This window comes from Streptomyces sp. NPDC057445 (genome assembly GCF_042802855.1).
Classification (GTDB): domain Bacteria; phylum Actinomycetota; class Actinomycetes; order Streptomycetales; family Streptomycetaceae; genus Streptomyces.
Genome location: NZ_JBHVDH010000018.1, coordinates 41,135 through 53,449, shown reverse-complemented (window position 1 = coordinate 53,449; position 12,315 = coordinate 41,135). Strand labels below are relative to the sequence as shown.

The following is a 12,315-nucleotide window of genomic DNA, read 5'->3' as shown; positions in this document are numbered from 1 at the left end:
ACCTTTAGGGGTGTCAAGGGTGTATAAGAAGGGCTGTCGCGTCCGTTATCGGACCGACACCTGAGGGAGGGCGACGACCCGTGGCCGGACCGTGTCACCATGTGAGCCGCAACAGACGGAGGAGCCGGTGACGGCAGCAGCACACGAGTCGGGAAGGCGGACCATGGCCACGGACGGGGGCAGCACGGAGGAGAACGGGACGGCGACCCGCACGGCCCGCGTGCCCAAGTACTACCGGCTCAAGAAGCACTTGCTCGACATGACGGAGACGCTGCCGCCCGGCACACCCGTACCGCCCGAGCGCACGCTCGCCGCCGAGTTCGACACCTCGCGCACCACGGTGCGCCAGGCACTGCAGGAGCTGGTCGTCGAGGGCCGGCTGGAGCGCATCCAGGGCAAGGGAACGTTCGTCGCGAAGCCCAAGGTCTCGCAGGCGCTCCAGCTCACCTCGTACACCGAGGACATGAGGGCGCAGGGCCTGGAACCCACCTCCCAGCTGCTGGACATCGGGTACGTCACGGCCGACGACACCCTCGCCGGGCTGCTGGACATCTCACCGGGCGGACGCGTGCTGCGCATCGAGCGGCTGCGGCTGGCCAGCGGCGAGCCGATGGCGATCGAGACGACGCATCTGTCGGCGAAGCGCTTCCCCGCGCTGCGGAGGTCGCTCGTCAAGTACACCTCGCTGTACACGGCACTGGCGGAGGTCTACGACGTCCACCTCGCGGAGGCCGAGGAGACGATCGAGACCTCACTGGCGACGCCGCGCGAGGCGGGGCTGCTGGGAACGGACGTGGGCCTTCCGATGCTGATGCTGTCCCGGCACTCCCTGGACAGGAACGGCGAACCGGTCGAGTGGGTGCGCTCGGTGTACCGCGGCGACCGCTACAAGTTCGTTGCGAGGCTGCAGCGTCCGGAGGCGGACTGACGCACCGACCGACGACTGGGGGTCCGGGGGTCACCCCCCGGGACAACACAGCGTTGCGAGGCTGCAGCGTCCGGAGGCGGACTGACGCACCGACCGACGACTGGGGGTCCGGGGGTCACCCCCCGGGACAACACAGCGTCGCGAGACTGCAGCGTCCGAAGACGGACCAACACGCCGACCGACGGCTGAAGGTCCGGGAGTCCCGCCAGGACAACACAGCGTCGCGACGCCCCAGTGCCCGAAGACGGACCCGTGCCGAACCGGCGGCCGTACATCCCGGGTGTCCCCGCAGCCGGGCCGAATGGTCCGGGTGAGTGGCCGAGCGGTAGGAATCAGCCGTTGAGCGGTCGAATTCGGCCGCCGAACGGTCGGCGACCGCTGGCCGATTGCCTCGTTCGTGATCCGAACCGGGGTTCCATCAAGCGGAACCGTCGCTTAGATTTCGTGCGCATTTACATCAGCGCAGCTGATCAGCGAGGGGACGGAGCCGCACATGCCCGAAGTACCCGCAGAGAGAAAACCGGTCCTCACCCCGGTACGGGTGGTGGTGGCCCTCTGCCTGATCGCGCCGTTCGTGGCGATGCTCTGGGTCAGTTCGTACGCGAAGGTCGAGCCGACGTTCGTCGGGATCCCGTTCTTCTACTGGTACCAGATGCTCTGGGTCATCGTCTCGACCACGCTGACGGTGATCGCGTACCAGCTGTGGCAGCGTGACCAGCGCGCCCGCAAGGAAGGGGCGTCGAAGTGAAGGACGGCGTGAACGGCGTCGCACTCGCCGTATTCATCTTCTTCTTCCTGGCCGTCACGGTCATGGGCTTCCTGGCCTCCCGCTGGCGCAGGGCCGAGAACGAGCACAGCCTGGACGAATGGGGCCTGGGCGGGCGGTCGTTCGGCACCTGGGTGACCTGGTTCCTGCTCGGCGGTGACCTCTATACGGCCTACACCTTCGTCGCCGTACCCGCGGCGATCTACGCGGCGGGCGCGGCGGGCTTCTTCGCGGTGCCGTACACGATCCTCGTCTATCCGCTGATCTTCACCTTCCTGCCCCGGCTGTGGTCGGTGTCGCACAAGCACGGCTATGTGACGACATCGGACTTCGTCCGCGGGCGGTTCGGTTCCAAGGGGCTGTCGCTGGCGGTCGCCGTCACCGGCATCCTGGCGACGATGCCGTACATCGCGCTGCAGCTCGTCGGCATCCAGGCGGTGCTCGACGTCATGGGCGTCGGCGGCGGCGAGACCACGAACTGGTTCATCAAGGACCTGCCGCTGCTGATCGCCTTCGGTGTGCTCGCGGCGTACACGTACTCGTCCGGTCTGCGAGCGCCGGCGCTGATCGCCTTCGTCAAGGACACGCTGATCTACATCGTGATCGCCGTCGCGATCATCTACATCCCGATCAAGCTCGGCGGCTTCGACGAAGTCTTCGCCAAGGCGGGCGACGCGTACGCGCAGATCAACCCGGCGACCGACAAGCCCCGGGGCGCGCTGGTGCCCGGGGAACTGGGCCAGTGGGGTTACGCAACGCTCGCGCTCGGCTCGGCGCTCGCGCTGTTCATGTACCCGCACTCGGTCACGGCCACGCTGTCCTCGCGCAGCCGTGACGTGATCCGGCGCAACACCACCATCCTGCCGCTGTACTCGCTGATGCTGGGGCTGCTGGCACTGCTCGGGTTCATGGCGATCGCGGCCGGGGTGAAGGTGACCAACGGTCAGCTGGCCATCCCGCAGCTGTTCGAGAACATGTTCCCCGACTGGTTCGCGGGTGTGGCCTTCGCGGCCATCGGCATCGGCGCGCTGGTCCCGGCGGCGATCATGTCGATCGCGGCTGCCAACCTGTTCACGCGGAACATCTACAAGGACTTCCTGAAGCCCGACGCGACCCCGGCGCAGGAGACCAAGGTGTCGAAGCTCGTGTCGCTGCTGGTGAAGGTGGGTGCGCTGGTCTTCGTCCTGACGATGGACAAGACGGTCGCCATCAACTTCCAGCTGCTGGGCGGCATCTGGATCCTCCAGACCTTCCCGGCGCTCGTCGGCGGCCTCTTCACCCGCTGGTTCCACCGCTGGGCGCTGCTCGCGGGCTGGGCCGTCGGCATGCTCTACGGCACGGTCGCGGCGTACGGGGTCGCGAGCCCGACGCAGAAGCACTTCGGCGGATCGTCGGCGGAGATCCCCGGGATCGGGGAGATCGGCTACATCGGTCTGACGGCCTTCGTGCTCAACGTGGTGGTGACGGTCGTCCTCACCTTCGTGCTCAAGGCACTGAATGCTCCCGACGGCGTGGACGAGACCTCCCCGGAGGACTACACGGCGGACGCGGGCGATCCGGGCGTCGCCCCCGAACTCCCGAAGGTGACCGCCGCCACCCACTGACCCGCGAGGTGTCGACGCCGGCCGGCGCAGGCTCATCGAGTCCGCGCCGGCCGGAGTTTGTTCGTACATCGGGCCGGATCGGGCCCTAGCCGAAGCGGCCCTCCACGTAGTCCGCCGTACGCGGGTCCCCGGGCGCCGAGAACATCGCCTGCGTGGGGCCGTGCTCGACGATCACACCCGGGGTGCCCTGCTCCGCGAGGAAGAAGGCGCACTGGTCGGAGACGCGGGCCGCCTGCTGCATGTTGTGGGTGACGATCACGATCGTCACCTCGTGGGCGAGTTCGCGGATCGTCTCCTCGATCCGGCGGGTGGAGGTGGGGTCCAGGGCCGAGCACGGCTCGTCCATCAGCAGGACCTCCGGGCGTACCGCGAGGGAGCGGGCGATGCACAGACGCTGTTGCTGGCCGCCGGAGAGCGCTCCGCCTGGCTGACGGAGGCGGTCCCTGACCTCCTTCCAGAGTCCCGCCTTGGTCAGGCACTCCTCGACGAGATCGTCCTTCGACGCGCCGCCCATCCGTGTTCCGGTGAGTTTCAGACCGGCGGTGACGTTCTCGTAGAGGGACATCGCCGGGAACGGGTTGGGCTTCTGGAAGACCATGCCGATCCGTCGCCGGGCCTCGGTCAGCCGCTGCCCTGTCGCATAGATGTCCTGGCCGTCGATCAGCACCTCCCCGGCCAGCGAGGCGGACGGGACGAGTTCGTGCATGCGGTTGAGGATCCGCAGGAACGTCGACTTGCCGCATCCGGACGGGCCGATGAGGGCCGTGACGAGGCTCGCCGGCATGGTCAGCGACACACGGTCGAGGACCTTGTGGTCGCTGAACCACGCGGAGACCCGGCGGGCGTCGAGGGTGGCCCCGGTGCCTCCGGGCGCATCGGCGTGCACCGGTAGCGGCAGGGTCTCGGTCTGGGTGCTCTGTTCGGTCACGGCATGTCCCTACTCAGGATGTCCTTGGTCGGCGGAAACGGTCGGTCACAGCAGATTCGGGAGGAGCAGCGCCGCCTGGTCGGCGACCGTCAGGCCGAGGGCGCCCAGCAGCGGCACACCCACCACCCATGTGTGCGGCCGTCCCCACCGCGCATGCGCCCAGGCGAGGGCCGCGGCGGCCAGCACCAGGGCCTGTCCCCACAGCACCAACGGCAGCCAGGCCGTCTGCTGCACGGCCATCGGCTTCTCCTCCTCCGGCAGGGCGCCCGGCGCGACGGCCGCCGGCGGAGCGGCCTGGACGTCCGACACCAGGTCCGCGTCCACCCGCAGAATCCCGCGCGGCATGAACGGCGTGCCCTCCGCGGTGACGAGGGTGAGGCGGCCCCGGCCCGCGGCGAGGGCCGGGGGCTGCGGGTCCCCGGCCCGGCGCGGGCCGATGACGGAGTACGTGTGCTTCCCCTGGCCCGTGGTCACGGTGAGCCTGTCCCCGGTGCTCAGTTCGGCGACATGCCGGAAGGGCCCCCCGTAGGCGGCCTGACGGCCCATGACGACGCTGACTCCGGCCTGGCCCGGCAGGGGGGTGTCCCGGCGGTGGCCGGAGCCCCTGGCCAGGTCCTGGGCGGTGGTGCCCTCGCGGACGACCTCGCGCAGGTGGAGTGCGGGGATCTCCAGCAGCGCCACCGGCTCGCCGGCCTCCGGTGCCGTACCGCCGCCGGCGGATCTGCCGACCGGTGCGACACCGTTGGCCAGGGCGGACCGGAAGTCCGCGTAGTCGACCTGCCGGTCGCGGGCGTGCCGGAGGTCGCCCACGAACCCGACGTCCACGACGAATCCGAGAAGCAGCGCGGCAAGAATGCTCAGGGCCGCACCGAGGACGCGCAGTCCGGGGCCGGGGGCCGGGCGCGGTCGATGCGCCCGGCCGGGCTCCGGGGGTGACGAACGGTCAGGTGGCCCGTCGCCGGAAGGCGGCCTGTCGTTCCGCGCCAGGGCGTCCGCCACGGCACCCGGTGCTGTCATCCGATCCTCCGCGACACGGAGGTGGCGTAACCGGGGGCGTAGCCGGGGCGCTTCGCCGTGACGGTGACGGTGACGAGATGGCGCCGGTCGGCCGCGGTGGGGTAGTAGGTGGCCCGCGTGGCACCGCGGATCACCCTTCCGTCACGCTTCCAGACGTAGCTGTACGAAGTGGCCGCCGGGGTCCAGGTGCCGGGTTTGGCGGTCTGGCGGTAGCCCACCTTGGCCGTACCGGTGATCGAGGGCTTCGTCCCGTTCCGGAGAGCGGGGCCGAGGCCCACGGACACGGCAGGGCTGCTGGAGGTCGTGGTGCCCGTGCTGTTGGCCGCAGTCGCCCGGCAGGCCGTCCTGTGCGGGTGGTCGGCGGCAACGAGCGCACGGGTGCGCGTGGTCGCGCCGCTGATGACGGTGTTGTCGCGCAGCCATGCGTACTTGACGGAGGCCGCCCCGCTGAAGGTCACGGCGCAGGTGACCGTCGAGCCGACCTTGGCGGTACCGGTCACCTTCGCGGCGGTGGTGACCGCCGGGGGCTTGATCCTGACCGTGTACGGCAGGGCGGCGGAGGAGGAAGCGGCGTAGGCCGCCGGATCGGCCGGCGTGAACACCGCCTTCACCGGGTGCGTGCCGACGGTCAGGGTGCTGGTGGTGAGCGTGGCCTTCCCCGCGGCGACGGCGACAGGGGTGCCGAGCTGGGCCGTCCCGTCCAGGAAGCGCACCGTGCCCGCGGCGTCGGCCGGGGTGACCGTCGCGGTCAGCTTCACGGACGTGCCCTGGACGACCGGGCTCGCCGGCGCCCCCGCGAGGGTGGTCGCGGTCGCGGTGGCGGGCGCGGTGCTCTGGTACGAGGTGTTGGACGTGAACCAGACGGGCGCGGTGAAGTCGCCGTACGTCGACGAGCCGAACGCGGGCCGGCAGGTCAGCGTGAAGTCGTAACGGCCCTGCAGTGTGGTGAAGCCGGCCGTGCTGGCGTAGTCCCGCATCGTCTGCGTCAGCGGCACCACGATGCCGCCGGCGGGGGTGGACGCGTAGGTGTCGACGGGCGAGTTGCTCACCACGATCTGGCCTTCGGCCGGGAAGCCGGAACCCTTCACCGAGACGATCAGGTTGGTCGCCTCTGCGGGGCACGGAGCCGGGGTGGTCAGGGTGATGCCGCTGGTGTCGGTGCCGGTGGCCGGGGCCACCTCCAGCGAACCGAGGACATCGGCGCGGGCGCCGCCCGAACCCAGCGTGATCGCGCCGGCGGTCAGCAGCGACACGAGGGCGGCCGACAGGGTACGGCGTGCAGTCGTGAACTTCATCGGTGCCTCTTCCCGGCTCAGATGTTCGGGGTGTCGGTGACGGGGAACTCCTCGCGCCTGCGGGCCCGCCGGACGACGAGGACGCCCGCCGCGACCAGGGCTGCCGAGACGGCGCCCAGCACGGCCGCGTCGGCGCCGGTGGCCGCCAGCGAGCCCTTGCCTCCGCCCGAGCCTCTCGAACCTCCGGCGACGTCGGTGGTGATGCCCTGGGAGCTGCCGCCCGTGGTCGTGGTGTCGGTCGGCGGCGCGGTGTCCGTCGGGCTCGCCGTGTCCGTGGGCGACGCCGTGTCGGTGGGCGACGCGGTGTCCGTCGGGCTCGCCGTGTCGGTCGGTGACGCGGTGTCGGTCGGCGACGCCGTGTCCGTCGGCGACGCGGTTCCGGTCGGCGAGGTGGTCGCGGTGCCGGACGGCGTCGGACCGGGGCCCGCGGGGTCGGTGTTGCGGTACTCGGTGTTGGAGGTGAACCAGATCGGAGCGCCGAAGTCGCCCAGGCTGGCGCCGTTGAAGGCGGTACGGCAGGTCAGTGTGAAGTCGTAGCGTCCCTCCAGCTTGGAGAAGCCGGCCGTGTTGGCGTAGTCGCGCATCGTCTGCGTCAGCGGCACGACGATGCCCCCGCTCGGCGCGCTCGAGTACGTGCTGATCGGTGAGTTGCTCACGACGTTCTGGCCCTCGGCCGGGAAGCCCGAGCCCTTCACCGTGACGATGATGTTGGTCGCCGTCTCCGGGCATGCCTTCGAGGTGGTCAGCTGCATCCCGCTGACATCCGTGCCGGTGGCAGGGGTCACCTCGAGCGAACCGGCGGCCTCGGCGTACGCGGAGGTCGTCGCGAGCAGTCCCGCGGCGCCGCACGCCGCGACAAGCGCTCCGACCCGGACGGCGGTGGCCCGGGCCATCGGGATGCGGGCCTTGAGTGTGAAGGACACGGTGTTCTCTCCTTGGCAGTGGATCAAGCAGTGGATCGAGGGGTGGCGGTGGTGTTCAGTCGCCCGGACCGGACCCGTCCGCGGCGGTGCGTGACCTGCGGCCGCGTGCCCACTGGGCGACGCCGGTGAGCAGCGCCAGGAGAGCGAGGCCGAATCCCGCCGCCGACCAGGCGATGAGGGAGGTGCTGGAGCTCCGCGTCGCGTCACCGGCCGCCGCGGCAGCGGGCTCGGCCGGGCCCTGCGTGGATGTGCCGGAGCCGTCGGCCGGGGCGGTGGGCGCGGCGGCGCCGCCCGCACCCGCCGCGCTTCCCGGTCCTGCGCCCGTACCGCCCCCCGACGCGCTCGGCGGTACGGGCTGCTTGGGCTGCCCCGGCGCCTGCGCGCCCGGGGCCTTCTCCACGGCGGCGACCCGCGTGCCGTCCCGGTAGGCGTCCTTCACGGTGAACCGCAGCGATCCCGTGAAGTCCCGCAGGCCGGTCAGGTCGAAGGCGCTCTCGAGACAGCTGACCGTGAAGGTGTAGGTGCCGCGCAGCGTGGTGAATCCCGCGGTGGCGGCATAGTCCCGCATCGTGTACGTCAGCGGGATCGCGAGGCCACCGCCCGGTGCCTTCTGATAGGTGGCGAGGGGCGCGTTGCCGACGACGATCTGCCCGTCACTGGGGAAGCCCGCTCCGAGGACGCGGGCGATGACATGGGAGGTCCCTGCGGGGCAGGGCCCGGCGGCGGTGAGCGTGATGGGTTCGGTGTCGCTGCCCTTGGCCGGGGTGACCGCGAGCGCCCCCGTCCTCTGCGCCCGCCCGTCGGCGGCGACGGCGTCGGCCGGTGTCCGCGCCACGGCGGCGGCGACGGCGTCGGCCGGTGTCCCCGCCACGGCGGCGCCCGCGGCCAGCAGGACCGCCGCCAGGCCGACGGCCTGCTTCGACCGGGAGACCGTCGGGAGCCGGTCCGCCCGGCCCCTGTCCGGTCGCGGTCCACGCCGGCGGCGCCGGCGTACCAGCAGCAGGGCCACCGTCGCGGCGGTGGCCGACAGGAGGACGAGCAGCGCCCAGGGCACGGCCCGGAACGCTTCGGTCCGGGTGACCCGGGGCAGGATGCGGTGGTTGACGTCGCCGCGTACGGGCCGGGGGTCGACCGTCACCGTGGTGGTGTCCCGCACGGCCGGGAGGACGTCGGTGGCCGGGGCCGTGATCTTCAGGGAGGCGCCGGGCAGCAGCTCGGTGATGTCACGGGGCTTCGCCACCTCGGCCCTGCCGCCGAACAGATCGCGCACGCTCACCGTCTGACGGGCAGCCAGCCGGACGTTGCCGGTGTTGCGCAGGGTGTACGTCACCGTCGCGGAGCCGCTGCCGAAGGGGTTGGCGGTGCCGTCGTACGCCGTGCTCAGATCTTCCACCGCGAGTCGGGCCTTGAGTTCCCCGGCGATCCGGAGATAGATCCGCGCCCCCACCCGCTGGTCGACCGCGACCTTGTTGCCCTTCTTGTCGGTTCTCACCGCGGACAGCGACGCGACGATGCCACCCACGTGGTCACCGGGGGTGACGTTGCGCGGGACGGTCATGGTGAAGGGGACGATCACATGGGACCGGCGGGGCACGCTCAGCACGTTCTTGCCGAGCTTCACCCAGGCGCCCACATCGGTCGGCCTGTGGCCCGCCGCGAACAGGTCGAAGCCCCCGTCGGCGGTGGTGAAGGCGTCACCGGCGTACACGCGCAGAGTCAGCGGCCGGTTGGCGTAGTTGAAGACGGCGATGTGGTCCTTGACGACGACGCCCGGGGTCGCCCCGTACGAGAAGTTCGGTCGCGCGTCGGCCTTCCTGGCCGCCGACGGCTGGACACCGAACGTGGTACGGCCCTGTCCGCCGTCGCTCTGCCGGCCGGCCGGGGCCGGGGCGGCGGCCGGCGCGGCCACGGCTGCGCCCGGGAGGACGGCGAGGAGGCAGGCGGCGAGGACGGCGGCGATACGGGAGGCCGAGGTGGTGATCATGTCAGGTCGTCCGATCGGGCGCGGGCAGGACGGGCGGGGCGGGAGGCCGGGACGGGCATCGCTGCCCGTCCCGGCCCGGAGCGGCGGTACCGGGGGTGGTGCCGCCCCAGGACCATCCGACGGGGTCAGATGGCGGTGAGGGTGAGCGTGGCGGTGTAGGTGCCGGCCACGGTCGAGGTCGGTGCGTTGAGGGCCAGGTCCGCCCCGACATGGGCGGTGCCCAGACCGGTACCGGTGGCGAGGGAACGGGAGGACTTGAGTCCGGCCGTGCCCGCGTCGGCGGGGGCGACACCGCCGGCCGCGGCGACCGCCGCACCGGCGTTGACGGTCTGGGACGCACCCTTGTCGATCACCTTCGGCGTCCAGCCGAGGTTCTGACCGTTGATCTTGTGCGTACCGCCGTCGGAGAAGTCGGTCACCTGGCCGCTGACCGACCAGCCGGGGTTTCCGGCGCGGGTGTCGGTGAGGGTGACCGGGTTGATCGCACCGCTGGTGGCCAGCAGGTCACCGTTGGCGTTGAGCACCGGGGAGGGCAGGGTGACATGCGGGTTGTCGACGCTGATGACCAGCGCACCCGCCTCGACGGTGGTGGTGATGTCCTGCGAGGCGGTGACACCGGCGAAGGCACCGATCACGTACGGGACGGCACCGGAGTCGGAGCCGAGGTACGCGGCGGAGTCCGACGGGACGAAGGTTGCCGAGAAGGAGTGGTCACCGGCCGCCAGGCTGCTGGTGGTGAACGCGGCCTGACCGGCGGCGACCGGCACCGTGGCCAGCGTCGTGGTCGTACCGCCCACGGTGTCCTGGAACTTGACGGAACCGGCCGCCGATGCAGGCGACACCGATGCCGTCATGCTGACCGGGCTGAACTGCGCCGCAGTGCCTGCCGGGGAGACGGCCAGCGCGGTCGTGGTCGCGGTCGCCGGAGCGACGTTGACCGTGTAGGCGACGGCGGTGGACGTGGAGCCGTTGTAGGCGGCGCCGGACGGCGTGAAGACGGCCGTCAGCGAGTGGTCGCCCTTGCCCAGGCCGGCGGTGGTGAGCGCGGCCTGGCCGCCGGAGACGTTCACCGGGTTGCCGAGCGCCGCGCCATTGTCGCGGAACTGCACCGTGCCCGCTGCCGCGGCGGGAGCCACGGTCGCGGTCAGCGTCACCGGGGTGCCCTGGGTGGCCGGGGCGGCCGGGGACACCGCGAGCGAGGTGGTGGTGTCGGTCTTCACGGCCGGGTCGGTGTTCTGGTAGGCCGTGTTGGACGTGAACCAGACCGCGGCCGGGAAGTCGCCGAGGCTCGTGCCGTTGAAGGCCGTACGGCAGGTGACGAGGAAGCTGTACTTGCCCGTCAGATTGCTGAATCCGGCCGTGTTGGCGTAGTCACGCATGGTCTGGGACAGCGGGATGACGAGCCCGCCCTCCGGCGTCGATCCATAGGTGCCGATCGGCGAGTTGCCGACGACGTTCTGGCCCTCGGCCGGGAAGCCCGAGCCCTTGACCGAGACGATGATGTTGGTGGCGCTGTCCGGGCAGGCGCCCGAGGTGGTCAGCGTCATGCTGGAGGTGTCGGTGCCCGTCGCCGGGGTGACCGCGGCGGTGCCGATGTCGGCGGCGTGCGCCGCGGGGGCCAGCACCAGGCTGCCCGCCAGCACGGCCACCAGGCCCGCGAGCCCACCCGCCAGGGTCCGCGGGAGCGTGTTCTTCCACACAGTCGTGCTCTCCTTCTTGGAAGGATTCGAAAGTGACGAAAGCGATGGATCAGAAGTGGGGGGTCGAAGCACTACAAGGCGTCAGGCGCGGCGTCAGGGCGTCTGCTTGCTGGTGTCACCGCAGTTGGCGTTGGCCGCGAAGCCGTAGGTGTTGATCACGGCCTCCTGCTTGCAGATGAGGGCGTCGGGCCCGACGAAGACGGTGCTGTACGGCGCCGTCGCGATCTTGCTGGTCGGAATGACGTTGTAGACATCGCGCTTCACACCGAACTTGCTGTTGAGCGTGGTCGGCGCGAGACCGTCGATCGTGCCGAGGATCGCGCGGCCGCGCAGGTCGGCGATCGTCTGCGTGGACTGCGAGTTGTACTGCGCGATGGAGAAGGGGACGATCGACTTGTCGTCCAGGACACGGCCGTCGTGCTCCTGCACGGGTGCGCCGCCCTTGGCGTCCTTGATGCACGGGTAGACGCCCGCGACCACGTCGGCATCGGTGATGCCCATCGTGGACTCCCAGAAGCTGCGCGTACCGGAGCCGGCCTGCGGCAGGTACACGTTCAGGCTGAAGTTGGGAGCGGTGCCCACGTAGTTGGGGTCGCAGTGGTAGATCGACTTGAGGTCGTTCAGGGAGAGCTTGCGCGGAACGGTGCTGGTCGGCGTGATCGCGTAGCTCACCGCGTCCACGGCGAACGGGACATAGGTCAGCCCGGGGTTCGCGGCGCCCAGATTGAGGCTGGAGGAGCGGGCGAAGTCCAGACAGCCGTTGTTCGCCTGCAGCGAGTTCAGCAGCGCGGTACGGCCGGCGCCCGACCCGTTCGGGCGGTTGATGGTGCAGCCCGGGGTGGCGGCGGGGTCCTTGGTGGTGATCTGGGCCGAGCCGGTGGCGTCGTAGGAACCGATGACCTTGGTGCCGTTGATGGTGATCGCGTTGGCGAGGCCGTTCATCACGTCCTGCGTGGTGTCGGAACCCACGCCGGACAGCTGACGGTAGGGCGGCGGGCCGGAGGGCTCGGCAACTGCCTGGCTGACGCTGACCGTTCCGGTGATCAGACCGGCGATACCGGCGACGGCGACGGCTGTCTTCCTCTTGTTCATGTGCGTTACCTCTCGGATAGGCTTTCGCCGGGTGGTGCCCGGCGCGTTGTTCGGACAGTTCGTTGGCGCGGACCTGTC

10 protein-coding genes are annotated in these 12,315 nt (G+C 70.9%); 3 read left to right on the top strand and 7 right to left on the bottom strand.

The annotated features are described in order from the left end of the window. Nucleotides 1–163: 163 nt before the first annotated feature. The 3 genes from ACFU5O_RS28545 (at nt 164) to mctP (ending at nt 3,298) form a co-directional block, all read left to right on the top strand. Nucleotides 164–928 carry a GntR family transcriptional regulator gene (locus ACFU5O_RS28545; RefSeq protein WP_384245008.1) on the top strand — a complete coding sequence of 255 codons (765 nt, stop codon included), beginning with the start codon at nt 164–166 and terminating at the stop codon, nt 926–928. Nucleotides 929–1,421: 493 nt separating this feature from the next. After that, nucleotides 1,422–1,676 carry a DUF3311 domain-containing protein gene (locus ACFU5O_RS28540; protein WP_384244890.1) on the top strand — a complete coding sequence of 85 codons (255 nt, stop codon included), beginning with the start codon at nt 1,422–1,424 and terminating at the stop codon, nt 1,674–1,676. After that, nucleotides 1,673–3,298 carry a monocarboxylate uptake permease MctP gene (mctP, locus tag ACFU5O_RS28535; RefSeq protein WP_384244888.1) on the top strand — a complete coding sequence of 542 codons (1,626 nt, stop codon included), beginning with the start codon at nt 1,673–1,675 and terminating at the stop codon, nt 3,296–3,298. Before ACFU5O_RS28540 ends, mctP begins: the two co-directional genes overlap by 4 nt. An 85-nt stretch (nt 3,299–3,383) precedes the next feature. Here mctP and ACFU5O_RS28530 read toward each other — a convergent pair whose 3' ends face one another. From ACFU5O_RS28530 to ACFU5O_RS28500, 7 genes are all read right to left on the bottom strand, one after another. After that, nucleotides 3,384–4,184, bottom strand: a complete 801-nt coding sequence (locus tag ACFU5O_RS28530; protein WP_384245007.1) for a phosphate ABC transporter ATP-binding protein — start codon at nt 4,182–4,184, stop codon at nt 3,384–3,386. A gap of 87 nt (nt 4,185–4,271) precedes the next feature. After that, on the bottom strand, nt 4,272–5,243 hold the full coding sequence (locus ACFU5O_RS28525; RefSeq protein ID WP_384244887.1) for a class E sortase: 972 nt from the start codon (nt 5,241–5,243) through the stop codon (nt 4,272–4,274). Further along, nucleotides 5,240–6,538 carry an Ig-like domain-containing protein gene (locus ACFU5O_RS28520; protein ID WP_384244886.1) on the bottom strand — a complete coding sequence of 433 codons (1,299 nt, stop codon included), beginning with the start codon at nt 6,536–6,538 and terminating at the stop codon, nt 5,240–5,242. Before ACFU5O_RS28520 ends, ACFU5O_RS28525 begins: the two co-directional genes overlap by 4 nt. A gap of 17 nt (nt 6,539–6,555) precedes the next feature. Further along, a complete protein-coding gene (locus ACFU5O_RS28515; protein ID WP_384244885.1) occupies nt 6,556–7,461 on the bottom strand; it encodes a hypothetical protein in 906 nt (301 codons plus the stop codon). 55 nt (nt 7,462–7,516) lie between these two features. Continuing rightward, complete coding sequence (locus tag ACFU5O_RS28510; RefSeq protein ID WP_384244884.1) at nt 7,517–9,445, bottom strand: hypothetical protein; 1,929 nt, start codon at nt 9,443–9,445, stop codon at nt 7,517–7,519. Between the two features lie 125 nt (nt 9,446–9,570). After that, nucleotides 9,571–11,145: an Ig-like domain repeat protein gene (locus ACFU5O_RS28505; RefSeq protein WP_384244882.1), complete on the bottom strand. Its 1,575-nt coding sequence runs from the start codon at nt 11,143–11,145 to the stop codon at nt 9,571–9,573. Between the two features lie 93 nt (nt 11,146–11,238). Continuing rightward, nucleotides 11,239–12,237, bottom strand: coding sequence for a hypothetical protein (locus tag ACFU5O_RS28500; RefSeq protein ID WP_384244881.1), 999 nt, complete (start codon nt 12,235–12,237; stop codon nt 11,239–11,241). Between the last annotated feature and the right edge of the window lie 78 nt (nt 12,238–12,315).

What these genes read in the sequence shown, in the direction of transcription:
- ACFU5O_RS28520 (WP_384244886.1), bottom strand. Translation starts at nt 6,538, where the DNA reads ATGAAGTTCACGACTGCACGCCGTACCCTGTCGGCCGCCCTCGTGTCG.
- ACFU5O_RS28500 (WP_384244881.1), bottom strand. Translation starts at nt 12,237, where the DNA reads ATGAACAAGAGGAAGACAGCCGTCGCCGTCGCCGGTATCGCCGGTCTG.
- ACFU5O_RS28510 (WP_384244884.1), bottom strand. Translation starts at nt 9,445, where the DNA reads ATGATCACCACCTCGGCCTCCCGTATCGCCGCCGTCCTCGCCGCCTGC.
- ACFU5O_RS28545 (WP_384245008.1), top strand. Translation starts at nt 164, where the DNA reads ATGGCCACGGACGGGGGCAGCACGGAGGAGAACGGGACGGCGACCCGC.
- ACFU5O_RS28540 (WP_384244890.1), top strand. Translation starts at nt 1,422, where the DNA reads ATGCCCGAAGTACCCGCAGAGAGAAAACCGGTCCTCACCCCGGTACGG.
- ACFU5O_RS28525 (WP_384244887.1), bottom strand. Translation starts at nt 5,243, where the DNA reads ATGACAGCACCGGGTGCCGTGGCGGACGCCCTGGCGCGGAACGACAGG.